Below are 24,729 nucleotides of genomic sequence, written 5' to 3'. Positions count from 1 at the left end.
TCACACCACCATTCAACTAGGGGCAATCTACCGACGCTTCTTCCCACTCGGCCAGGGAAGCTCTCCAGTCAACTCGGCAAGACCACCATCATCCACGAGGCGTGTGCCGAAGCGGGTGACCTCTATTTCTGGCAGATCCTCTTCGTCAAACCATAAGAGCGATACCGTAGTGTCTGTGAGCTGGTAGTGCCTAGATAGTTCGAACAGGTCGAGACCCTTTTCCCAGTTCTCAAACCATACGTCCTGAGCAATCTCATCCACGCGGGTTCCAGTAACACCGTTAGCCCTCATGTCGTACGCCACCGATCCCGGAGGAACAGGGGTCCGGGCAGGGATGCGGGCATTTGCGCGGCGTAGGGTTGTGGACCGTGCCGCATATCGGACCCTTCCCTTGTCCATAGTGACGAATGCGCAGGGAATCCTCGCCAGGTTGGCGTAGCGGGACGCCGCGGCAGGAAATGAGGTCTGGAACTCGGTAGCCATGAACTCAATAACCTCCAGGGAGGGATAGCCCTCAGGCATCTTGCTCAGCCACTGCTGGTACGGCATCAATAGCTCGGCAGCGAAGAGGTCGCACATCACCTCATTCGGGTCCCGCTTTGAGAACGACCAGGACGGAACTTCATCATGGTTTGAAGGCAGTCCAAGCACGATGTGGGCAAGCTCATGGCACACGGTGAACCGCTGCCGTCTCTCGGGCTCCAGCGAGTTCACATGAATGATGTGCTTGCCTTTGGGGGTAGTGATGGTGGAGCCTGACTCTCCTGCGCCCATCTCTTCCTTGATAACCTTGGCATTTGCGGCCGCTAGATACGGAGAAAGGTCAGTCTGAATGTTGGAGGTATCGACGCCTGCCACGAAGGCTCGGGCTCGCTGCAAGACGTCTGCCTCATCCATCTATTCGTCGTCCTCTTCAAAAGCTCTCTTAATTCGAGAGATTAGCGTGGCGGGGTCCGGTCGAGCCGTGCCGCGATGGCGAACACCTGCTGCCGCCGTGAATATATCCATGGCAATGGAGCCATCGGCTAAAACATACCTCACTAAGTCTACATCTGTATCAGGGTGTTCCACCAGCCAAGAGATGACTTCGGCGTCTCGGTCACTAGGTTTCAAGACTTTCAAGAGCTTTTCGAGCAGCTCTGGTGACGGGCTTGCTTTCTCTCCGCTTTCCAGTCGATGAACATAGGCGTGGTCGATTGTCGCAAGTTGGCCCAACTCCCGCAGTGAGAGAGTGCGCCGTTCTCGGAGCTCGCGGAGCGCCGTTCCCAAGCCGGTTTGTGGCATGTGTTTTTCCTGAATTCAAAGAAGGGGCTGGTCCCCCAGTGTCCAACTAATACCAAAGTGAGGGGTGTCGGATGTTGTCGATGCAAGAATCATGGATATAGAAAAGCGGTAGCCCCTCTTGCAGGCAAAGGTGATTTCTATATACTGTTGTCCAGCCAGACAACACGACTCGAGAATTTTCAGGGGCACATTGTATTGGCACAGTTGATGATCGTTGTTCAGCATGGACAACAGACTTTGCCGCAACGTCATCGCATTCGCAATGCCAACCTACGGGTGCACCAATGACTACGCAAAAGCAATTTACTGACCTCCTCTACGAGATTGAGCCCTCGACTTCCACCGTTAACGCCTGTTCCAGCGCGCATACGACGCTGCGTGCTGCCCTGAAATCGGATGAGGAGTTCGCCAAGGTACACAAGACGGACTTCCTATCTGGTTCGTACAAGCGGGACACCGCGATTCGTCCACAGAAAATCGACGGCGTACTTCAACGCCCCGATGTGGACATCATCGTAGTGACGAAGCACACCAAAGACGATGACCCCGATGACGTACTCACCATCCTAGAAGAGGCTCTGCGCGACGCCGGCTACAAAAATGTCAAGGTCAACCGCCGTTCTATCGCCGTAACGCTCTCCACGGTTGATATGGACGTAGTGCCCATCATCGAGAACGGTCTGTCTTACCTTATCCCGGACAAACAGCTCGGCCAATGGCTGACCACCAACCCTCCTGCGCATACGCAGTGGACGATTGACGAGAACAGTCGCACTGGCGGCCGCTTCAAGCCGCTGGTTAAGCTCTTCAAATGGTGGCGCCGCGTTAATCTCGCTGACCTGCGCCGTCCGAAGGGGTTCATCCTGGAGTGCGTGGTTTCGAAGTTCATGAACGCGACACAGTCCAACTACGAGACATTGTTTGTGGAGCTGTTGGAGTCCATCAGTGACGGTTACGCAGGCTATGCTGCGGCAGGCTTGGTGCCGTTCCTGGAAGACCCAGGAGTCCCTGGCAACAACGTGTTCTCTCATGTAACGGCCGAGGAGTTCCAAACTTTCTACGACAAGGTCAAGGAGCACGCAAAGCTGGCTCGGGACGCCAAGAATGAGACGGACGACGACAAGGCCTTAAAGAAGTGGCGCGACGTACTTGGATCCTGCTTCCCCGCAGCAGCCTCTTCCCGCTCTGCCGCGTCATCGCTGGTGCGCCCGGCTGTAGGTCTGGGACTGTCGTTCCCAGCCGTGGCAGCAGTTCCCAACAAGCCGAGCGGGTTTGCATGATGTCGCCGTTGCAGGCCCAACCTAGTCGGATGGCGCGCGAGGTGCGCCTTCTGCAGGCGCTCTCATCCGAAATTCACTCCTTTAAACTGAACGGGTGGAGTAAGACAGGAACTGGAGACCTGTGCGCGTATTTTCAGTTCGGGGTTGGCAACTGGGTCTTCGATGGGGTACTGGTGTATCCCTCCCTGTTCCCCGATGTGCCCGCCTTCGTCCGTCCAAGGCATGCCAAGACTCGGCTAAGCCGGCATCAATTTGGCGGCGGCGGGGTGCTGTGCCTAGAGTATGGCCCAGACAACTGGGTTTCGGCTTTTACTGGCGCAGATGTGGTTCGCAGCGCATATAAGCTTCTTTGGAGTGAGCTCATCAGCAACGCCTCACCGCGACGGCTCAAGGCGCCGCTGTCGCGCCACGAACAGAGCGCAGCGCAAGAAGCACGGTTCGAACCGTACCGCTTCGTGCTAACGACGGGTTTTCAGGAACTGCTGCGAGCACGCGCAACCCCCGGCCTGTATCCATTGAACATCCGTCTCTCCTCATTAGACGGGGTTAGGGTCGCAGTTCCAACATGCATCGGCGATGCCTCAAAGTTGCAGGTGGCGGATGTGCCTGCTAGTGGATGGCCTAGCGCTTGTGCGCAAGTCGGTTGGCTTGCAATCGTTCAGGGTGAAGCTCTGCATCTTGGTGATTTCAATTTGCAGGCGTTGAAGACCCGGCTCGGAGAACTCTGGCCCATCGGGGCGAACGACGCTAACCTTGCCCACGAATACTTCATCGTCGTGCACAGCCCGACGCATAAGCTCCGAGCGTTTCAGGTAGATGCTTCCGAGCGCTTAACAGAGTATCACCTGCTTGATTTTTCCAACGACAAGGGGGGCCGACTGCCCGACAACTTTCGCCCGCTCGCAGACGCTCATGTCGCTATCGTGGGTGCTGGGTCTCTTGGGGGAAAGATTGCAGTATCCATGGCGCGTGCTGGTGTTAGGAAGTTCACGTTGGTGGATGAGGACATTTTGGGTCCTGAGAACCTTGTGCGCAATGCGCTGGATTGGCGGTCTGTGGGCTTCAACAAGGTAGATGCACTCAAGCGCGACATTGAGTTGGTGGCCCCGGGCGCGATGGTGGAAGTCACGCAATTGAACATCGGCGCACAAGAGAACCCCGGGGTCATGGCACGGTTGAACGACGCTCTCATCGAATGCAGCCTCGTGATTGATGCAACAGCCAATCCTCGCGCATTCCTGACGCTGTCGGCACTGTGCAAGTCGGCGAAGTTGCCCATGGTCTGGGGTGAAGTCTTCGCGGGGGGCTTCGGTAGCCAAATGGCGCGCAGCCGGCCAGGCCTGGATGGAGACGCGGCTACCATACGCGCATGCATTCACACCTACTTGGCGCAGCTCGAACCCGTGCCAGGCCAAGAGGCGCAGGATGCTCTGCGCTATGCCATGGACGTTGCGGGGCAGGTGCTTGTCGGCAGTGATGCTGATGTGTCGGCCCTAGCCGCCTCAATGACGCAATTCGCCATCGACACGCTTTGCGCCGGAAAACAGTCTGAATACCCTGTTGCAGCCTATTTGATGGGCTACCGCAAGTTCTGGGAGTTTAAGCAGCCATTCGACACGATACCCATCGATTGCTCGGCCGCCCTGTGCACGCCCGAAAAGGTGCAGTTGCTTTGTCCTGAAGATGCGCGAATCCTCGAAGTGTTGCAGTCGGCAATGGAGGGCGGCCCTAATGTTGCAGCTGATACTGCCAACTGATGTGCAAACCGCGCTAACCTGTGCTCTGACGCATGCTGGGGTACGAGAATGCGGCGGTGTGCTTCTGGGTGAGCATGTGGGCATTGACCAGTTCTTAGTCCGGATGGTCACCATGCAGCGGCCTGGAACCGTCACAAGCTTCGTGCGTAACCTTTCTGGCGTCGCAACCTCAATTAAGCGCTTCTGCGCCAAGCATGGCAACGACTTCCGGCGGTTCAACTACCTGGGCGAATGGCACTCGCATCCAAGCTTCTCAGTACAGCCGAGCTCGACAGACCACTGCTCAATGCTAGACATCGTCACCACCCCCCAGGTGGGCGCAAACTTTGTAGTCTTGCTGATTATTAAGCTGGATGCCTCTGGGCAACTCGAGGGTAGTGCGCACACTTACCTTCCAGACGGAAGATACGGCTGCTCAACTCTTGTTTTCGAAAGCCGCAGATGAATTCACCACTTTTTCAACCACAGGCACTCGGCGGCGTGGTCGCTCGGGGAGGATTCGAGTACCAAGACGCCTACCTGCTCGAGAGCATTCCATGCCTTCTTGCAGAGACCGCCTTCAGTCATGCAGTCAGCGAGCTGCTTGGTGACATCGAGTTCCGCTACTTCAGACCAGGCGGTGGGACGTACTGCATCACGTACGAGGCTAAGCGCAATCAACTCAGCAAAATAGAGTTCTGGAACGAGGTTGCACACTTCAAGGAACTGCACGATGCAGCTCCGGACGAGTATGTGCAGTTTGTGCTTCTGTGTGGCGGCTTCGTTGGTGAGTTCGCACCGCTGTTCAATAAGCTTGCGCGATACCGTGGCCCGGCAGAGGCGCTAAATCAAGACTCCTCCATTCGCATCGCCGCTGAAGCGGATATCGTGGGCTACATCGTCAAGCTGGGGCAGACGCCAGAGCTTGCTAGGTTCGTGCTGGAGCGTGTGGCTTTCGTTCAATACAGCGACACCCAAGTTGAGGCCGGCTTTGCTGTGAACATGGGTAGGCACCTCCCTGAACTGGACCTGCGTCGCCAAGAGGAGAACGCCTTTCGCGCAAGATGTAAGGAGCTTGTGGCCCAGTCAGTGAAGGGCGTTGTCTATCGCAGGTGCATCGAACAGGCTCTTATGGACAGCATGCCTGGGGCGACGGAACGTTGGCGCGCTACGCCGTCCGCCTTGCAGCTATCGGGTCAGGGCTTTGACCTTGGTCCGCTTGGCCTGGACGTGTCGACATTCAACGGCCCAGACAGAGGAACTGTTGGTCAAGCAGCCTGGGAGCAGCTACGGCGCAGCTTGGCGGAGATGGGTAAGTTCGTGCTGGGCAGTCGGCAGCGCCGCGGTATTCGCCTTTCAGCCAAGCATCGTATGTCGGTGGCATGTCTGCTGGGTCACACCTTCTCGGCCACAGGCAACTTCACGCTCACCATGGAACACAACGGCCAGCTCTTTGACACGTCGGATCATACGCAGGCAAAAGAGCATTTCTTTACTGACCATGAGAGTGCTGTCACCTCGACGGGGCGCGAGGGAATGGTCTCCATCAGCTTCCCCAACGGCTCGAACGCGGATGTAGACGTTCAGGCTATGGCATTCGGCCTGGACGCATCGCCAAAGCTATCGCTAGGCTCCGGTTCCGCTGTCCCGGACATCGCCACACTGAACCGGGCAGTGCACGAAGCCAAGGTGAAGCTGGCTGAGTTCCGTGGTCGGCATCAGTTGAGCTGTATTCACCTCTTCATCAAGGCGCCCTCCGTTTTCGCTATGGCGCTTGGACACCGGCTCAACGGCATCGGTGTCATTCAGCTGTACGACTGGGACCAGGGCAAGTACATCCCCACGGTCCGGCTTTCCTAAACACCCCCAGGCCAGTTTTTAACAAGGAGTTCACGTGAACGCACTGCCAGTCAATTATCACCTCGAGGTCTACGAAGACTCTTTCATGAACGACCCTGTCTGGCATGCCGAGGCTACCAACTCGTTCCCTGCGCTTTCGATTGGCGACCGCTTCAACCATCGAGGTCTGGGAGACGTGGCTTGGTACACCCACCCCCAGAGTGGCCAGTGCTTCCGCATCAAGGATATCGAACACATCTTCTGGACCATCGAGGGTTCGCACATCGGTCACAAGTTGATGGTTGCCTTGGAGCTGGGGAACATCGAAGACTAAGGCTCGGATGCCATGCCATGCCATGCGGGCGTGGCATTCGTACTCATGCGTTCCTATAAAGGCCCGTATGGGGTGGCAGCCCTGCCGTTTGCGCACGCCACGAGCATGGTGAATTTGTCCTAGTCTTCCCTCGGCTCACTGCTTCCTTTCCGGTACCTACGTGAGGCTAACCACCTTTTTAAGCGCGTTGGTTACCGCTTGAGCTATCTTGCATCGTTGAGCACTACTACTCGACCTGCTGCTATGAGTGTAGGGCGCTACGTTCCAGCCTCTTTGGATTTGATGCACTTTGCTCGGCCTGCTAAGCAGCCGCGCTTTTTACCCGCTCCCGTTAGGCCTGCATCATGGTGTGGTCGATCCCGACTTGTACTGACTGCTTAGGATTCTCTTCCAGTCCGTCGCGAGGCGCCCCTTAACGACCGCAATCGCTGCGAAACCGCCTTAGATATCACCAGTCGGTTCAGCCCGACTGCCAGCCCTCACAGCCACCTATCACACGATCACTCCCCACATCAAGTCGCCTCGGAATTTCAAGGCTTTGTTGTACTTCTTCCAAATTGCTCGGAGGCTCTGTAGCTTTTCCACCCTCGGTTCACGGCCTCAGCAACAATTGCCGATGTAAGCGTCAGGCCGCCCCTTTGATCCCTTGCAAAGCTACATATCAATGGATCACTGCTATGTGGTAATCAACAAATAGACCGTTTGGGAACCTCTCAAAACCTCATTTCTTGAAATTTCAACTCAATGAAATCAATGGGTTGCAACTAAAAAATGAAACATTTAGGGGTTATGAGAAGTCCTCGTTTGTTCGGTGACGCCGGGCGCTGTTAGTCTCGCTTCTGGTCACAATCTCGACACATATAACAGGGGTGGTACGGACGTTCTAGTACAGGGACACAAGCATGACTTTGTACTCTGGATAGTTTGCATGGGTGACATTGCCTCTTACATAGTTGCCCGGAGCGCGAAAAAACAGATAGTGTTTAGGATCGAGGTAATCATCCGGCATATAAAACACCAATAAGATAACAAATCAAAATTACTCTACAAATCAATGAACTCAATTATCGGCACAGTTCCATTTTATATAAAACCATCTGAATCTATGAAGAATCTGCTTATTACAGATGACTCCGAAGCGGGTTTAGTATTGAACGCCACAAATAAATTTATTCCAAATTTACCTCAGAAGCTAGAAAATATATTTACAGAATCAATTAAATCAATTCAACTCACAGAAAGGAATTATAGGAAACAAATAATAGAAGTACTACCCTTTAGCAACATCATTGACGAAATATCTTTTTCAGAAAAAATTAGACTACTTGGGGAGAAAAAATTTATCGAAACAAAACCACACAACAAAATTCAAGCCGCATATGTTAGTCTATTCAACAACATCCAGGAATTAATATCTGACTACAGTTGCATAAATCAATTAAAACAAGAACAAAAAGAAAACCATCCAAATATATATAATCAACCAATTGAAATTAAAATAATCAATTCATTTTACAATAAAAGTTATTTATCTGACCCCCAATACCAAAATTTAATTATAAGCAGAATTTTTTCCATTCAGATAATTTTTCTTGAATTACTTAACTCTCATAAAAATGCAGTTAACAAAACAGAAAGGAAAAATATAGCCAAATATGGCGGCAATGTTAAAAATTATGGCGAACACATTTTATTGGAAAATATTAACGACTACTTTTCAAAAAATCGTCCAATTGAAAAAGATAAATCTCCCTCTATTGCTCATATGCATAAAAAACACTATGAAAATATTGAACTAATTCTAAATGAATTTCAAAGCCAAATAGGCACCCAAGAAGAAGGCAGTAGAAAAATTATTTATTATGGCTCCAATTTAAGAGCGGATGGATTATTGCGAAAGATAAGAGAATGGGTCAAGAAAGATAAAAAATTGAAAAAAGAGATAGAAGAATTTCATTTAAAATACAAAGTATCCCATAAAGTGCAAATAGACGAATCACCTATCAAAATTTGATTTTTCAATTTAAAGATGATCAAAATACAAATACGTGGTCAATAAATAATATTTTCAACAAAAATATTAACACCCGTATTTTTAAAATGACGGGTTTTAGATCAAAAAATTTGCCTCTTTAAGCAGACAACGCTACTTATTTAAATATCGCTGCTCGTAAATAAGCGTCAGTCTTTTTTCCTCATTTTCACTTCGTTCTGATATTAGATCCGACAAATTAAAACTCATTTCCACCATAATTCTCTTCTTGCTATCTACATAAACATTAACCTTATTTTGAGCCCACAGTTTATTGATAGCAAAATCAAGTTTTTGAGCCTTACGCAGACATTTAGGTCCTTTGCGTAGCAAATCTATTCTGTAAAATAAATTTGACGAATCATCAGCATTTTTTTTCTGCATATAAGCAAATAAGACGTCGGCAAGATCAAGCACACGCGGTTTACTTATAGCATCCTCGGATTCTCCCAATCCCATCAATGCTTGCTCGAGATGCCAATTGAGCAACTCAATGGCTGCTTTCATCATTGGTAAATCAATCGTTGGTTTCGGCTCATTAAACCATTGAAGTACTGCAGCGACTCTCAATGCTTGCTCACCAGCACGCTCCAAAAATGACCTCAGCTTTATCCACTCTTTAGCAAATAATTTTTTCTGATGCCATTCACCTCCCGCAATTTTCCAGCATTCCAGAGCTGCAGGTGAGAGCTCAAGACGACTTCTCGGACACGAGGAAGTTAAGATATTTCTGTAGCCATTCATCAATTCACGAACACGGGTATTAAATGGTTGCGCCTGTGGGTCCGAAGCATTTCGAGCAGAATATCTATTTTCCGCAAATGACGTTTTAGTAAAGGAATAAAGGTTGCGGGCATGCAGGCCTGAAGGCATCATCGTTGTTGCCTGTGCACTCCCCAAAAAATCAGCGTACACCGCATCCTGGATGGCCATGCAAAACGTCGTCCTTGTATTCGGTATCTGAATGAACTCATGCTTACGAATTACGCGTAAGTCACTCCCATCAAATCGCTTACACATGGATTGAATATCGAGATGCTTGGCAAGCATTCCACCTTCGTCCATCACAATGGCCGCAGCCTGCGCACCTTTACCAAAAAGACTGACAATGCCTCCCTCAGACGCATCCTCCCAAACATAGGGGTGCGCACCAATTTCACAAAAATGTATCTCGCCTGATTGACGTCCATTGAAGGCTGCCTCGAAGTCACGAAATCCATGAAATGCATGTTTAATCACTGTGGATTTACGCATCCCAGACTCCGCAATCACAGAGACGTAGAGGCTAGCAGGCATGACTGTAAAGAAGGGTGTATCAATGTCCACAGTCCCCTGTACTGCTGCAGCCATTGCTGCTAGTACCACAGGCCCCACCAGCGCTGTCTTAGCTTGCGTGGCATCTACAATACATTGGGCGAAATCACAGCCGAGTGACTGCAAACAATGCAGAGGGTAAGAAGGTGCTCTGTTCATAATCAATTCCCTTTGTTTGCCTTCACTTCCGTCAGTTCACGTAATGAACGACGCACAGCACGTGGATCGACAACTTGTTCCGGTTTACTTCTCTTAGGACCTGTTTTGCGTTTGACAACTTTGGGAATCTTGGAGGCGCCGAATGCGCGCATCCCTTTAGGAGCTCTCAAATGCACTACATAGTCGACCTTCGTGAGGTACTCAGCATACCCACCCACAATGGGCCATAACAAAGGATCGGAGTAGTCAATCACTCGCAAGATGGGGTCTTCTTGCCATTGCAGAGCACTCAGGTTAAATGTGTAGGTATTGGTGTTGTCAATAATGGCATCCCACATCTGGCAAATGGCTTTGGGCACATTGATGCGATCTTGATGCTTGCTCCCATTAAGGCCAATTAGCCAATGGATATGCAGCCCTTTGATTGGCCCGTATTCGATCTTCCAGACATAAAATACCAAGTCTTCTTTATACTTTTTTCGAAGCGCCTTGAGCTGCTTATCCCGATATTCGCATACCACCTTGAAACGCTGGTCAAAGTCCTGCGAAGACAAGAAAATTCCCCGCCTATCGGGAATAGTAGATTTATAACCCCAGTCCAATCTCATCAATAATATTTTTCTAAATCTCTTCCACTTAGCTTCAGCCATTTTTATTACCTGGCTATAGTTTTTAGTAGAATTTCGTTTGAAACTGTGCACTTTTTCTCGGTGCCCACCCTCCATCAGTCTTTGACGTAATACTTTAGAAAGATAATTCAACTCCTGATGCACAGTACTCAGTTGGGCAAGAGACATCAATCGATAGGTATTAAAATCAAAGTTATTAAAAATATCGAATAGTCGATCATTGACAAGTATCCTATTCAAAGTCCAACTCTTTAATACATCCAGAATAGATGTAATTTCAGGAGATGCTACGAGATGAAATGCATCAGTTGATATATCACCATCCAATAAATTGGGACTCGCTATCTCAGATACGCATGTAATCAAAGATTCCTGATAACTTCTCAAACCAATATTATTTCCGACATCACCATCAGGAAATGGATAGACATGAGGAGTTCTCGCGGTGAACTCATAAATTACTTTGCATGCGTCAATAAGCACCTCGCCTACAAAACCAGGAATAGTTTCTTCTTCTTCTTCTCTATTAAAGAAGCCCTCATGACGAATGAATTCATTCACACTTAAGTTCACATGTACATCACTCATTATTAATCTCTTATATTAAGTTACTAAATACCCAATTAATTAAAATATCTAAATTTCTCCAAAAATACCAAAACCCTCTAGATCAGCGCAAAAATTTTGTGCTTTCTAGTCTGAATTCAAATATAATTTTTTTGAAATTTAGTACCCATTTCATTGGTCTGCTTCTTTATATTTCAGCCTCTCAATATAAAAATAGACATCTGCCAACTTCCACCCTACAGCCTTCATCCCAAGTTGAATGGGTTTCGGGAAATTCGGGTCGTAATACTTGCTCTTGGGATTCAGACGCAAATACATAGTGGAGCGGGAGAGCCCCAGCAATTTCGCGCACTGTGGTAGACGTATGATGGCTTTCAAATCCAGATCGGGGCTTTGATAAGTAGAGTGCAATATGGCTCGCCGCTCTTCTTTCCGATGTTCGATACCAGAATCCAATTGGAATGAAGTATTCGCGCAAACTAGCCTATCTTGAGATACAGCTTCTGCCTGAGCAGCATTCGACATAAGGGAGTTGCTTTCAACAGTAATTGCCGAAATGCGAGAGGTCGGATTCATGAGGTTTTCCTTGGCTGTTTCGATGTCCCCGATTGAATCGAAAAGGGCCTTTACCCACGAGGCAGCTGCTTGGCGAGGTCTGACAGACAAGCAGGTCTATTGACTTACTCTTACGTCTTTGATAGGTGACTCCTACCCTATTTCACAGCAAGATTCGAAGCTGTGCGAACGTGCGAACAATCTGAAAAATTAGTTCCATACCAAGGGGAATGGCACTAATTTTTTGTCCCCGAAAGCTGCAAATTTCGCATGCAAGATCCGTTGAAGAGCAAGGCACGCGACCCCTTTTCAACCTCTTTCGCAACCCGTCTAAAGAAAAATTTCGTTGTAATAACTACACAACTTTAAAAAAATAGATATTCCAATCCAATATTTTTGATCCACATATCACTGCTTCGAGTCGCTACTGCAGCGCTCCCGCCGACACCTCAATCCCTTGCTGACAAGCATTGAGGTGTAGGCGGTATTTCAACGATCGGAGCACTTTTGATGAACACCTTCCCCCCTCACCCTTGCCCATGCCCTATCTGCGGCAGTCTCAAAGTCATTCAACGATGTTGGGGTCGCAAAGCAGGTGGATTCTTGGGCTCAATTGCCGGAGCCGCTGGCGGGTTCTCCGGCGCGTTACGTGGCGCTCAACTCGGCGGTATCGCTGGTGCGCTGCTTGGGCCTGCTGGCGCATCCATTGGTGGTGCTGCAGGTGCCGTTCTTGGTGGCTTGGTGGGTTGCTCGATTGGCTGCGAGGTCGGCTCTGCAGTTGGCGAAACCTTTGATGCTCATGTTCTTAATGACTTCAAGTGTTTGAGCTGCAATCACACCTTCTCTCATTCACTTGGCAATCCTCTCTGAGCACTCTGACTGTTATCTAGACCTGGCACTAATTCATTGAATAAGTCTCATTCAATACAAAGGAGCATGTATGTCTCATCTCGTAGAAACAATGGCCTATACCGGCCAAACCCCTTGGCATGAACTCGGTCATGCCCTACCCGCCAAGCAGAGCATTGATATCTGGGCGCAAGCCGCAGGCATGGATTGGCGTATTCAGGAGACGCCTGTGCGTTATCTGGCAGCCGATGCCGACTCTGGGCTTTCAGGTCTCTACGGTGAACCCAAGGAGTTCACTGATCAGAAGGTGCTTTATCGCAGTGACACGCAAGTACCCTTATCTGTTGTGGGCAGTCGCTACCAGGTAGTCCAGCCTCGTGAGGTTCTGGAGTTCTACCGTGACCTGACAGAAGTGGCCGGCTATGAGTTGGAAACTGCGGGAGTGCTCAAGGCCGGACGCAAATTCTGGGCCTTGGCCCGTACCGGCAAGTCGACTGCGCTCAAGGGCAATGATGTGGTCAATGGCTATTTGCTGTTGGCTACGTCCTGTGATGGGACGCTGGCCACGGTAGCAATGCCAACGACTGTACGGGTGGTCTGCAACAACACATTGACGATTGCTCTGCGCGATGGCGTAGGGGCCGTTAAGGTGCCTCACAGTACGGCTTTCGATGCCCAGGCGGTCAAGCGCCAGTTGGGCGTGGCAGTTGGTCAGTGGGACAGTTTTATGTACCGCATGAAGACGCTGGCGGAGCGCAAGGTCAAGACCCACGAGGCGATGAATTATTTCCTCAAAGTGATCTGCAATACAGATGCCCATTCAGATATGTCTGTGGGCCTGACCAATGAGCGAGCCCTCAAGAAGGTGCAAATGCTCTATGAGGGCCATGGCCGTGGTGCAGAGATGCATGCAGCCAAGGACACGGCCTGGGGTCTTCTGTGTTCTGTGACCGAGTTCATTGACCATGAAAAGCAAGCCCGCAGCCAGGACAACCGTCTGGACAGTGCCTGGTTTGGTCAAGGGGCTGTGATCAAGCAACGAGCACTCGATCATGCACTGCAGTTGGTGGCCTGATAGGTTGATGCGATGACGATGACTAACTGCAGACCTTGTTGTCCGTGTTGGGACGCATCACACGGTTTTTACTTTCTATGTTTTCCACCCCATGAAGCCACCTTTTGAGGTGGCTTTTTTATGCCTGCAATTTGCGGGCCAGGAGATTTTGATGTCTGTTCATATTCGCGATCTGGGCAATCTGAATGATGGATCTTCTATTGCTCACAACACTCCACATACACCTCCTCGCAAGGGTGCTGCTTTGCGGCTGGTGTCCACCAAGAATCTAGAGCGTGATGATTGGCTAGAGGTTCGCCGTACTGGCATTGGCAGCTCAGATGCTGCTGCGGCCATTGGCCTGAACCCCTACCAGTCACAGCTGGAGTTGTGGATGCAAAAGACGGGCAAGGCAGACCTGCTGCCAACCGTCGATCCCAACGATGACACCAGCCCTATGTTCTGGGGAACGATGCTTGAACCTATCGTGGCAGCCCATTACACCAAGCGCAAAGGTAATAAGGTGCGCCGAGTGAATGCGGTTCTACAGCACCCCGAGCATCCCTGGATGCTTGCGAATGTCGACCGGGAAGTTGTTGGTGCTCCAGATGTTCAGATTCTGGAATGCAAGACGGCTGGCATTCATGGCGCTCGTCTATGGCGTGACGGTGTTCCCGAGTACGTTCAACTGCAGGTGATGCATCAGTTGGCCGTGACTGGCCATTTTGCTGCTGACGTAGCGGTACTGATCGGTGGTCAGGAACTGCGTGTGTTTCGGATTGAGCGAGATGAAGCCTTGATCGCTCGTCTGATCGCTTTGGAGAAGCAGTTCTGGGACCTGGTCCAGCAAGGCATTGCACCTGCCGGTGATGGCTCAGACAGCAGCGATAAGGCCTTGCGCTGCCTATATCCGAAAAGTGCCGATGAGCAGGTGGATCTCAGCGAAGACGAGGAGCTCAACGCTACGTTTGAGGAGTTGCTGCAAGTCCGCACGGACCTGGATACCGTGCAAAAGCGTGAAGCCCGTCTACGTCAACGCATTCAGATGCACATGGGTGAAGCCAGCAAGGCCCTTTTTGCCTGCGGTGGCTCTGTCACTTGGAAGCGCAGCCAAGATGGGCAAGCTTTCAACACAAGTGAGTTTGTCCAAGCACATCCAACGCTGGCCAAGCGCTTTATGAGCCCCAAACCCGGCTCACGGCGCTTCTGTGTGTATGAGCCTGAGCAATGAAACGGCTTGGGACACAAGACCACGTTTTAACCCACCCCCTGCCCTCCTTGGTTTAGCCCTGGAGGGCTTTGTTTTTTGGAGATCAACATGATCAAAGGTTTGATGATTACGCCCCCGGTGATTGGCCGGATTGCCATCGGCAAGGTGGTCGAGCGCAATGGCAAGCGCCTGCCCGAGAAGGATGATGAATTCACGATTACCACGCAAGTGCAGTCACGGGGCCAATGGATCTTGCATCCATTGGATGAAGCTCTGCGCCGAGTTGCAGACACGCAGCAAAGCGGCATAAAGGAAGGCATGCCGCCTTCCTTGTCTGATGGTGCTGAAGATGGGCACAACATTACGACTTCAACCACTGAAGTCCAAGCAGATGCAACGGTAAGACCAGCTCGTAATGGCAAGCGTTCACTCAAAGAAAAAATGGGACTGCAAGAGAGCTCGGCTGCAACTTCGAATGAAGATCAGTCTGTTGAACCTTCGCCAAGTGCACCATCGGCTTCACCGCCCTTGTCCTCCTCATCTTCGGCATTTGTACGGCGCAAACTGCGCAGTATTCCGGTTCGTGTGCTGTTCAATGACCCCGATCTGAATCTGCGAGCCAACTACACCTTGTTTGATCGCAGCACAGCACGTCCAGTCTGTGTGGGCGATGGAGAAAACTGCAAACGTGTGACAAGCAAAGGGTTGGAGTCCATGCCTTGCCCTGGGCCTGATACCTGCATGTTTGGCAAGGACGGTTGCAAGCCCTATGGGCGCTTGAATCTAGTCATCGGTGACAGCGATGAACTGGGCAGCTTTGTGTTTCGAACAACGGGATTCAACAGCATCCGAACGTTGGCGGCCAGGCTGCAGTACTTTGCGGCAGTGTCTGGTGGGCATTTAGCGTCCATGCCGCTAGAGCTCAAGCTACGCGGCAAATCCACCACGCAATCGCATCGCTCTGCCATCTACTATGCCGACCTGATCGTACGCAGTGGCTTGTCTTTGAATGCAGCCATTGCACAAGCTCAAGAACTCACGGCCCAACGCCAAGCGGCTGGGTTTGATCAAACGGCTTTGGATGCTGCTGCACGCCTGGGATATGCAAACGGCAGCTTTGAAGACTCGCCTGATGAAGCGGCCGATATCGTGGAGGAGTTCTATCCAGAAGAAACTGATCCACTGCTTGTTCCAGGACAGCTTGCGCCGATTAACGGTGACACCGTCGATTCGGACTTGCAAGAGGACATGCAGGTGATGTCTACGAGGCCGAACCAAGCGGCCCTACTTCGCCCGCCGATGACATCCGCAAATGCCAGACGCGGTAATGGTACGCATAGCCCGTATATGCAAAGACCGTGAACCTTGAGACCGTGAGCTTCGGCCCGGTGTCTGCAAAAGCCGTGGACTTTTTGTCTGTGGCTATTCACCGGGCTTACAGCAACGATAGCGCCCCATGGAACAGCACCCCTCCACCAATGCAACGAGATTGCCCGTCCTTGTGGCCTTTGGCCAGATGGTGCGGGAGTTTCGAAAAACACGAGGATTTTCTCAAGAGAGCTTTGCGTACTACTGTGGTCTAGACCGCAGCTACATGGGCGGGGTGGAGCGGGGTGAAAGAAACATCACTCTGGCCAATATGGAAATCATCATCACCGCTCTTCAACTCAAGCCTTCGGAATTCTTTGCAGCTTTGGATGACTATTTTTCGCATCAACAGTCACATGGCCAAGTCATTCAATTCCGGAATTTTTCAAAACGCGCCCAAGTACACATCCAACAAGGAAAGCATCCCAATTAATAAAAATTTCAACCACCAAAAATTCATTCAAGTATCTATTAGTTACTAACCGTAAACTAATACTATCAAGACTGGATGCAGCTAAAAGGCATCCATTTTTGCATGCAAAGAAAAGACTACTCAAGTGGGTATTCACATTCAATAAATCATCGATGAGGGAACCAATGAAGAAAATATCGAACAAGGGAATCGCTCAAATGGCATTGAGCGCCGTCATGGTTGCACTGCTGGCCGCATGCGGCGGTGGAGGAGATGGAACCAATCCAAGCAACCCAACCACCCCAACAAATCCAACCACCCCCACCAATCCAGGCAATGGTGGATCAGGCAATTCTGAAAATCCTACGCCTGTATCAACGACCGCAGGTGGTGTCGCAGCCGTGGGCTCTCCTATTGTGGGTGGAACTGTTGAACTCAAGTGCGCGTCGGGTACTACAACGACAACAACGACAAATACCGAAGGTTTGTGGAAAGCTACTCTCAAGAGCAATGACTACCCTTGCGTGATTCGCGTCACCGGCGGCCAAGCTAATGGCCTGCCAAGCACCTCTACTTTGCACTCTGTCATTGCCAGCGCAGGAAATGCCAATATCACACCGTTGACCGATTTGATGGTCGCGATTATGAGTGGCAGCAAGCCCAATGCTTGGTATGACACAGCAACAAGCAACGATTTGAGTAACAAGATTTCTGCAGATGCTTTGACCAACGCGCAAAACAAGCTGACACAAACCTTGGACACCCTACCTGGCAAGCCTGCTCTTCCTGATGGCTTCAACCCAGTGACGAGCACCTTCACAGCCAAAAAGGGAGATGCTGCCGATGATCTGTTGGAAAGCTATGGTGCAGCCCTGACTTCTATTGGTCTCACACAAACTGAAGCGGCGGACAGCACCTCCACAGACAAGCCTCTGACCCAAGGAGCATTTGCGGGCACGGTCTTTACCACACCGAACATGCTAACTTTCCGCGCGGGTGGTGCACTCACTACTGGTGGCGATTATGTGATGTCCATTCCAGACCCCAAACGAGGACTTCTTGTTTCCAAGATCATGATGAATGCCGAAGGCAATGTGACCAAGTTTGGCGAGTATGAACACAATGGAGTAGTGAGTTTTCTGGGCAATCAACTTGGGATTTTTTGCCAAAATGAATCACTCATGTCCCATTATGCATATATCTCTGACGGCTGGATTCCAGTAACAGACAGTAAAGAGTTGATTGGTAAGACTTTTCATGAATATGAATATTGCCAGAATACTGGAACAACGCATTTCACCGCTGACGACACCTTGGTATACACCCCATTTGGTACAGATCCAATTCCGCATGTAGAAATCAATGGCGTCGCAAAATCTTTCAGCGATACTGGCGTCATACAATCAGAAGCAGAAAATCCAGCAGCCAACATCAAGGTCAAAGCATTCAAGTCGGTCATCAATGGAAAGACAACTTACGCATACTTCTTAGTATCCACAGCAACAAACCCCCGCGATTCTTATGGGTATGTGATTATGGGTTTTACAAAGTAATCAAGTTACTGTTTCTAATTTAAATATGCGACCCTCGGGTTGCATATTTCTTCATAAAATTCATTATTATTTTTCGTCTTTCTGTAAGAATAACGATAAATTCAGATGAGTTTCACGAAATAATCGAGTCTGGAGCCACAGAAAATTCAGAGCATTTGTTTCAAAAATACATCTTAGTAAATCAAGCAACCTTTGCGATGATAAAAGCTGAAAAAGGCTGGGTAGCAGCCAAATAAAACAATCCCGAACTGAGAGAAATCAGTTCGGGATTGCTTTTTATTTTTTCTTTGACCAGTTGATAAAATTAATACTCTAAGACCTTTTCCACTAAACCTTTAACATCTTTGAACTTGCCGTAGATTGCTGGGTTTTCACCAACAGCCAAGGCTGCAAAGTGCGCAGCCCCGCACTTGATCTTGCTACCCTCGCGGTCACGCAGGTCGTCTTCAAACAAGCTGCTTTTCGTCTCAACCACAAAGTACAAGCGCTCTTGGCCTTCACGCTCAATCAGCACAGCCCAGTCCGGGTTGTAAGCTCCCAGGGGTGTGGACACTTTGAACCAGCCGGGCAGCTTGGCATAGACTTTTACGGCCTCGTTTTTCTCTAAGGCTTTGGCAAAGTCACGTTCAGTCCCTGAGTCGTAGACCACGTGTTGGTATACGGACTTCGGTGTGTCTAGCACCAAGTTCTTCAAGTAGCCTGTCAACTCTTCGGTTTCAAACAACTCTTGGGAGTAGTAATCGTCATCACCTAGTCGCTGGTACTTGATCCCATCCACCAAGGCCAAACGTTTGCATCGATTGACGGCATCGGCCGCCAATTCAATGAATTGCTGTGGATTGCGCTTGAACTCGTGAAGGCGGGTGCTTTCAGTGAGGATGTGTGTAATCGTTTTGCGTGTCAGCTGGGTACGATCCTGCAAATCGGTCAGTACATCAGGCAACTCGATGTCGTTTTCATCAATCGCTACAGGGCTGGAAACCGCGACCTCCGATGCATCCACCCCCGCTTTGGTGATGGACATTTCAGCCTTTTTCCAGAGCAGACGCGTCTTGGCCACAGGGGGCATGTCGTTCAAAGCATCTATGCATTTTTTGATCAACATGGCATTGTCAAACTGCACGCGGTAGGTGGTCTTGTGCTTGATACGATCCCACAGCGCCTTGAATTCTGGGCTCACAAGAACCGACTTGCGCACGGGCACAATCTCGCGCTCATCCGCATCTTTGATTTCCAGCTTGCCGGTGATCTTTTTCAGCACAGCGGCAATTTGTTCTTTTTGTGCAGAGAACTGTTCGGGCAGCACCAAAGTTCCGTCCTTCAGCGCGGTGCGCAGAGTGTCCTGCACCTTGCCTTTGCCGTCGATATAGCCTTGTGACTTCAAATGTGCCCACAGCGCCTTGGATGCGTCAAACCCCAGAGGAGCCACACCGCCGTTTTCCTGGCCGACGCCAATGCCTGCGAACTCATGGTCTTTGACAATGCCAAACTGAATGCCCGTGTCTTTTTCAATGTCCCGCTGCAGGTTTTCGGCAAACTGCTCGTAGCTCTCGGTCGCAATCACCGTCAAGGTGTTCACCTCAAAGCCACGCAAGCGCTCACCCTTTTGGTTCACACACAGGCGCAAGCCACGGCCAATGGTTTGACGGCGCCAGCGCTCCGTATCGCGGGTGGAGAAATTGCAGATTTGAAAGACGTTTGGGTTGTCCCAGCCTTCTTTCAGTGCCGAGTGCGAGAAGATGAACTTCAGTGGCGATGAAAAGCTCAGCAGCTTTTCCTTGTCACGCATGATCAGGCTGTAGGTGTCGTCATCCGCAGCGGTGCTGCCGCTGGTGTCCTTCACCACCTCCACCGTTTTACCGCCAATTTTTTTCTTGTCGATAGAGAAGTAGCCGTTGTGCACCTCGCTGGCCGCAGCAGAGAGGTCTACCTCTTTAAACAGGCTTTGGTAGTCTGGGTGCTTGGCCAGGCGCTTGTATTCTTCCTCGAACATCAAGGCATACTCGCCTTTGACAGCGTTGCCCTGTTCGTCGTACTGGCGGTACTTGGCCACTTCATCGATAAAGAACAGGCTCAGCACCTTCACACCCAAGGGGCGCAAGCGCTTTTCTTTGTCCAGGTGTTCTTTGATCGTGCGGGCAATCATGGCGCGCTGCACGGCCTTGGGATCTACATCGCCCCACGCCTCGCCCACACGTAAAAATTCTTCGCCACCAGGCACTTTCAGCTCAATAAACTGGTCCGCCTTGGCCGCGCGAATTTCGCCAATACGTACATTAGCGTACATAGCGCGGCCAGTCTCTTGTTCCAGATCGAAGCCATCTTGCACGGGTATAGCTTCGCGACGCACAGCGCCAGAGGCATTTTCACGGTCCACCTCAATCAGCGCGGTGATCCCACCTTTTTTCTTGTTGGAGACTTCCAGCAATTTCACATAAGGCTTGTTGCCACCGCCTTGCACAGTGGCTGCGGCCACCTCAATCTGCTTGACCAGCTTTTGCTCATACGCATCCACCGCATCCAGCCGATACACCATGTTGTGCTTGTCCACATGGGTGGCTGAATAACGCAGCGTGCACAAGGGGTCCATGTGCGCCAAGGCTTTTTTGCCTTTGCCGTCCATACCGCCATCCACGCTTTGCGGCTCATCCACGATCAAGATGGGGCGCGTATTGCGAATCAGGTCAATCGGGCGCTCACCACCCGTTTTTTCGCTGGCGCGGTACATCTTGTTCTTGGATTTTTCGCGGCGCTTGGCTTCATCAGACTCCTCTGCTGCAGCGGCTGCTTCATCACCAAACTTGTTGATGGCACCCACAGTGATGACCATGATCTGAATATTGGGGCTGGTCGCAAAGTTGCGCACCTCACCCAAGCGATCAGAGTTGTACTGAAAGAACTCATAGCCCTTGGCACCGGGGTACAAGCCCTCAAAGTGCTCGCGGGTGATTTGCAGGGTTTTGTTGACCCCTTCCTTGATGGCCACTGACGGCACCACCACCACAAACTTGGTAAAGCCGTAACGCTCGTTCAACTCAAACACCGTGCGCAGGTAAACATAGGTCTTGCCCGTGCCGGTTTCCATCTCAACGGTAAAGTCCAGCGCTTGCTTGGGCTTGAGCTTGTCCGATGGCGGCACACCATTGCGCAGCTGTACCTTTTGCAGGTTGTCTGTAATTTCAACGTCCGGCAGCAGCTTCAAGGCATTACCTACGCCACCGCTGTCGGAGAACTGCTTGCCTTCAAAGCTGTATTGCTTGTCGTCCGTGGCCACAGGTGCGGCAACGGAAAACACTGAGTGAAACACCTCCTGCCCACGGAACAGATCGCACACAGCATCCATTGCGGCTTTTTGGTAGGCAAGGTCAGATTCAAAATGCAGCTTCATGGGTTCTTTTTACGTTGTGGGGTACGGGGCGGTGCATCGTTCGACTGAATGGCTTTGCTGGCAGTGATCAAGGTTTTCAGCGCATCAGCCTCTCCTTCACGCTCCAACATGGAGCGGCGCTGCTCAGCAAATTTGTCGTACTCGCTCAATGCTTTAGCATCGGCTTGCTTTTTGGTCACTTTGCCCGCATCCGGCAGCACTTGCCGGTCGTTGAATTGCAGGAATGCATCCAGTTTCGCAGTCCAGTCAGACAAAAACACTTGCTTGCGGCGCAGGGCCTGGTCTTCTGCAAAGTCCAGCCACATGACCACAATGCGGTTGAGTTCGCTAATCTCCCCCTCTGTCAGATAATTCTTGGCCACGGTCACATCAGCCTTGGTCAGCCATTGGCCTTTCCAAGTGACCAAGCCCATGTTGGGCTGCGCGGCATCCACACGGTCACGAATGATTTCAGCGGCTGTTTTGCCCGTCACAGCAAAGTGCAGCTTGTTCTGGATGATGCGGAAAAATGTCGTGGTCTCAGGCAAGGTGGGCTCGTAATCTGCCGCCATGGCGAAAATTTCGCGCACCCGCAAATACATGCGCCGCTCACTGGCGCGAATGTCTCTCACCCGCTCCAGGAGTTGGGCAAAGTAGTCGGGCACCACGGACCCAGCTACAGGTGGGTTCTTGAGCCGTTCGTCGTCCATGGTGAAGCCCTTGAGCAAGAACTCACCCAGGCGCTCTGTGGCCCAGCGGCGAAATTGTGTGCCCCGCGCAGAACGCACCCGGTAACCCACAGCCAAAATGGCTTCCAGGTTGTAGTGACTGACTCGGTAGCTTTTGCCATCGGCGGCAGTTGTCAACCATTGGTTGACAACTGAATCGGCCACCAGCTCCCCTTCAGCAAAAATTGCCTTTAGGTGCTTGGCAATATTTTGCTTAGTGGTTTGGAATAGCTCAGCCATGGCGGCTTGAGACAGCCAAAGCGTTTCATCAGCAAACCGGCACTCCACACGGGTGCGCCCGTCGTCGGTTTGGTAGAGCAAAAATTCGCCAGGCGGCAGCGGCTGCATCTCAGCCATATTCACAGGCTCCGCACGTGCTTGATGCCGTGCTGCTCCAAGATGGCGGCTAGATTGCTCTTGGCCACATCGTTTTCAAACGCGCTATCGCGGAAGACTGCGGTGGTCTCTGTGGCCGTGCCTTGTTCTTCACGCCATTGGGCCATGCCCAGGGCCAAGCCTTCGGCATCAGCTACGCCAATATGTGCATCCAAGCAGGTCATGAGCGCGCCATCGCCAATGCTGTGCACGGTTTTGCCCGCAATTTGCTGAGCTTCCATGGGCACGCAAAGATCCAACCCAAGCTTAAGCAGCACTTCGTACAGCACATCATCATTGCTACGCTCGGGTTCAACGTGCTCCAGGTTGTCAAACAGCGATGTTTTTAAATCGTTGACGTTGGGTTTCCAGGCGCGAATGTTCGAGGTATCTAACTTAAAGCATCGAAACCCGACATCACCCGTAAAAAGTGGATCGCTTCCTTTTACGATTTTCCCGGATCGTCGTAGTCGTTCTTTGGTTACTTCTGCAATATTTGAATAATTATTGTCCGCTGTTTCTTCAGGAAGCTGAACAAGAATGAACTTTCTTTTTCCATTGTCCATCTTGTTGACTGAGTAAACAGCCTGCGCTGTAGTTCCACTTCCGCCAAAAAAATCCAAAACCAAATCATTCGATGAGTCGGTAGTACCTACTTTTAAAATTCGCTCTATTAATCTTGTAGGCTTGGGTGTATCAAATGGAACAGCCTCAGGAAAAATTTCTTTGATCTCCTTTTTACCTTCTTGATTGTGTCCTACATCTTCATATTTCCAGATTGTTTGACATGCGACACCTTGTTTTACCTCCGTAAGGAACCTTTTGATAGCTGGTGCATTATCCCCGGAGGCTCCGAACCAAATTCTATTGTCAGCAAGAATTTCCTCCATTCTTGGCTTTGTATATACCCAGCAACGCCCATTTGGAGGAGAAAAGGTTTTTCCAGAAGGTGACGTGAATTCGTAAAACTGTGCAGGAGTTCCATGGCCTGCTTGTGCTGTTGCGTCTGCAGGCTTCCAATCTCCACGTGGATCATTATCTAGATTTCTATATCTAGCATTCATTTCATCAGAGCGCTCAAGCAGATTTGGCTTCCACAGCTCCTTGTCCGCAGCGTAGACCAAAATGAAATCATGAGATTCAGAGAACCACTGCACTGCATTTTGAGGGCTATATCTTTTTTCCCAAATCAAAGTGCTAACGAAGTTTTCTTCTCCAAATATTTCATCGCATATTTTTCTGAGATTACTAACTTCACCATCATCAATGCTGATGAATATCACCCCATCTTTTCGCAGAAGACTTTTTGCAAGCTTTAAGCGCGGATAAATCATATTCAGCCAATCGGTATGAAACCGACCACTGGCCTCTGTGTTGGTGGTTATCTTTGACCCACCCTCAGTTTGCCCAGTCAACTCCAGGTAGTTTTTGATGTTGTCCTGAAAGTTATCCGGGTACACAAAGTCCTTGCCCGTGTTGTAAGGCGGGTCGATATAAATCAGCTTCACCTTGCCTGCATAGCTCTTCTGCAGGAGCTTGAGCACTTCCAGGTTGTCGCCCTCAATCATCAGGTTTTGGGTGGTGTCCCAATCCACGCTTTCGTCTTTGGCGGGGCGCAGCGTGCCGGTGCTGGGCGTTAGGGCAATCTGGCGTGCCTTGCGCTTGCCATGCCAATTGAGACCATATTTTTCATCACTGTCGGTCACTGTGGCATCGCCCACCAATGCCTTGAGCACATCCATGTTCAAAGCGGCGGTGGCTTGGCCGTTGACCATGGTTTCGGTCAACAGCTCGGGAAACAGGGCTTTGAGCTTTTCAATGTTGTCGGCCACCAGGTTGGCGCTCTGCGCATCGGGAGAATGGGCTTCGATTTTTTCTATCGCCATAGGAATCGCTCAAATCTTGAAGGGAGCTTGCGGGCTGCGTCGAATCTTGGTGCGCAGTTAGCAAGCTGTAATCGGTAAAAAAGATAGCTGCTAGCGCTTGTATTTATTTGGTATTGAATATTTTTTTGATTGAAATCATTTATTTACCTATGCAAGTCGCTATCTTTTTTATTTTCATCTACCCTGTGAATGGGCTGC

20 protein-coding genes and 1 pseudogene are annotated in these 24,729 nt (G+C 50.5%); 12 read left to right on the top strand and 9 right to left on the bottom strand.

Annotated elements, in window-relative coordinates:
• Positions 1-27: 27 nt before the first annotated feature.
• Complete coding sequence (locus JDW18_RS08020) at positions 28-897, bottom strand: ImmA/IrrE family metallo-endopeptidase (RefSeq protein WP_218243127.1); 870 nt, start codon at positions 895-897, stop codon at positions 28-30.
• Positions 898-1,284 carry a helix-turn-helix domain-containing protein gene (locus JDW18_RS08015; RefSeq protein WP_218243126.1) on the bottom strand — a complete coding sequence of 129 codons (387 nt, stop codon included), beginning with the start codon at positions 1,282-1,284 and terminating at the stop codon, positions 898-900.
• 284 nt (positions 1,285-1,568) lie between these two features.
• Here JDW18_RS08015 and JDW18_RS08010 point away from each other — a divergent pair, with 284 nt between their 5' ends.
• The 6 genes from JDW18_RS08010 (at position 1,569) to JDW18_RS07985 (ending at position 8,487) form a co-directional block, all read left to right on the top strand.
• Positions 1,569-2,564 carry an SMODS domain-containing nucleotidyltransferase gene (locus tag JDW18_RS08010; RefSeq protein WP_218243125.1) on the top strand — a complete coding sequence of 332 codons (996 nt, stop codon included), beginning with the start codon at positions 1,569-1,571 and terminating at the stop codon, positions 2,562-2,564.
• On the top strand, positions 2,561-4,321 hold the full coding sequence (locus tag JDW18_RS08005) for a ThiF family adenylyltransferase (RefSeq protein WP_218243124.1): 1,761 nt from the start codon (positions 2,561-2,563) through the stop codon (positions 4,319-4,321). The genes JDW18_RS08010 and JDW18_RS08005 overlap by 4 nt, the downstream gene beginning before the upstream one ends.
• Positions 4,248-4,766: a Mov34/MPN/PAD-1 family protein gene (locus JDW18_RS22775; protein ID WP_343216764.1), complete on the top strand. Its 519-nt coding sequence runs from the start codon at positions 4,248-4,250 to the stop codon at positions 4,764-4,766. Before JDW18_RS08005 ends, JDW18_RS22775 begins: the two co-directional genes overlap by 74 nt.
• Entirely contained in the window at positions 4,763-6,160 is a 1,398-nt protein-coding gene (gene cap4, locus JDW18_RS07995; RefSeq protein WP_218243122.1) for a CD-NTase-associated endodeoxyribonuclease Cap4, read from the top strand. Before JDW18_RS22775 ends, cap4 begins: the two co-directional genes overlap by 4 nt.
• Before the next feature lie 85 nt (positions 6,161-6,245).
• Positions 6,246-6,473, top strand: coding sequence for a hypothetical protein (locus JDW18_RS07990; RefSeq protein WP_218243121.1), 228 nt, complete (start codon positions 6,246-6,248; stop codon positions 6,471-6,473).
• A 1,054-nt stretch (positions 6,474-7,527) separates the two neighbouring features.
• Positions 7,528-8,487 carry a hypothetical protein gene (locus JDW18_RS07985; RefSeq protein ID WP_218243120.1) on the top strand — a complete coding sequence of 320 codons (960 nt, stop codon included), beginning with the start codon at positions 7,528-7,530 and terminating at the stop codon, positions 8,485-8,487.
• Positions 8,488-8,619: 132 nt separating this feature from the next.
• Here JDW18_RS07985 and JDW18_RS07980 read toward each other — a convergent pair whose 3' ends face one another.
• The 4 genes from JDW18_RS07980 to JDW18_RS07965 form a co-directional block, all read right to left on the bottom strand.
• Positions 8,620-9,978, bottom strand: a complete 1,359-nt coding sequence (locus JDW18_RS07980) for a DUF3987 domain-containing protein (RefSeq protein WP_246610341.1) — start codon at positions 9,976-9,978, stop codon at positions 8,620-8,622.
• A gap of 2 nt (positions 9,979-9,980) precedes the next feature.
• Positions 9,981-11,195 carry a YagK/YfjJ domain-containing protein gene (locus JDW18_RS07975; RefSeq protein WP_246610339.1) on the bottom strand — a complete coding sequence of 405 codons (1,215 nt, stop codon included), beginning with the start codon at positions 11,193-11,195 and terminating at the stop codon, positions 9,981-9,983.
• 150 nt (positions 11,196-11,345) lie between these two features.
• Positions 11,346-11,750, bottom strand: a complete 405-nt coding sequence (locus JDW18_RS07970) for a helix-turn-helix transcriptional regulator (RefSeq protein ID WP_246610337.1) — start codon at positions 11,748-11,750, stop codon at positions 11,346-11,348.
• Between the two features lie 624 nt (positions 11,751-12,374).
• On the bottom strand, positions 12,375-12,530 hold the full coding sequence (locus JDW18_RS07965; RefSeq protein ID WP_218243119.1) for a hypothetical protein: 156 nt from the start codon (positions 12,528-12,530) through the stop codon (positions 12,375-12,377).
• A gap of 139 nt (positions 12,531-12,669) precedes the next feature.
• On the opposite strand from JDW18_RS07965, the gene JDW18_RS07960 reads away from it, so the two are divergent.
• The 6 genes and pseudogenes from JDW18_RS07960 (at position 12,670) to JDW18_RS07935 (ending at position 18,175) form a co-directional block, all read left to right on the top strand.
• The gene (locus JDW18_RS07960) at positions 12,670-13,653 is read left to right on the top strand and encodes a DUF932 domain-containing protein (protein WP_218243118.1); all 984 of its coding nucleotides are present in this window, start codon (positions 12,670-12,672) and stop codon (positions 13,651-13,653) included.
• A 151-nt stretch (positions 13,654-13,804) separates the two neighbouring features.
• A complete protein-coding gene (locus JDW18_RS07955; protein WP_218243117.1) occupies positions 13,805-14,863 on the top strand; it encodes a YqaJ viral recombinase family nuclease in 1,059 nt (352 codons plus the stop codon).
• 87 nt (positions 14,864-14,950) lie between these two features.
• Positions 14,951-15,124, top strand: a pseudogene (locus tag JDW18_RS22830) (recombination directionality factor); the annotation flags it as partial.
• A 78-nt stretch (positions 15,125-15,202) separates the two neighbouring features.
• Positions 15,203-16,204, top strand: a complete 1,002-nt coding sequence (locus JDW18_RS22540) for a recombination directionality factor (RefSeq protein ID WP_425514797.1) — start codon at positions 15,203-15,205, stop codon at positions 16,202-16,204.
• 94 nt (positions 16,205-16,298) lie between these two features.
• Positions 16,299-16,643 carry a helix-turn-helix domain-containing protein gene (locus tag JDW18_RS07940; RefSeq protein WP_218243116.1) on the top strand — a complete coding sequence of 115 codons (345 nt, stop codon included), beginning with the start codon at positions 16,299-16,301 and terminating at the stop codon, positions 16,641-16,643.
• Positions 16,644-16,807: 164 nt separating this feature from the next.
• Entirely contained in the window at positions 16,808-18,175 is a 1,368-nt protein-coding gene (locus tag JDW18_RS07935; RefSeq protein WP_218243115.1) for a hypothetical protein, read from the top strand.
• Between the two features lie 304 nt (positions 18,176-18,479).
• On the opposite strand, the gene JDW18_RS07930 is transcribed toward JDW18_RS07935, so the two are convergent.
• The 3 genes from JDW18_RS07930 to JDW18_RS07920 all read right to left on the bottom strand — a co-directional run bounded on the left by JDW18_RS07930 (position 18,480) and on the right by JDW18_RS07920 (position 24,531).
• A complete protein-coding gene (locus tag JDW18_RS07930; protein ID WP_218243114.1) occupies positions 18,480-21,563 on the bottom strand; it encodes a type III restriction-modification system endonuclease in 3,084 nt (1,027 codons plus the stop codon).
• Positions 21,560-22,435, bottom strand: a complete 876-nt coding sequence (locus tag JDW18_RS07925; protein ID WP_246610333.1) for a virulence RhuM family protein — start codon at positions 22,433-22,435, stop codon at positions 21,560-21,562. Before JDW18_RS07925 ends, JDW18_RS07930 begins: the two co-directional genes overlap by 4 nt.
• Positions 22,436-22,629: 194 nt before the next feature.
• A complete protein-coding gene (locus JDW18_RS07920; protein ID WP_218243112.1) occupies positions 22,630-24,531 on the bottom strand; it encodes a site-specific DNA-methyltransferase in 1,902 nt (633 codons plus the stop codon).
• Between the last annotated feature and the right edge of the window lie 198 nt (positions 24,532-24,729).

It is taken from the genome of Comamonas fluminis (assembly GCF_019186805.1).
Classification (GTDB): Bacteria; Pseudomonadota; Gammaproteobacteria; order Burkholderiales; family Burkholderiaceae_C; genus Comamonas; species Comamonas fluminis.
This window is presented reverse-complemented; position numbering and strand designations above follow the sequence as displayed.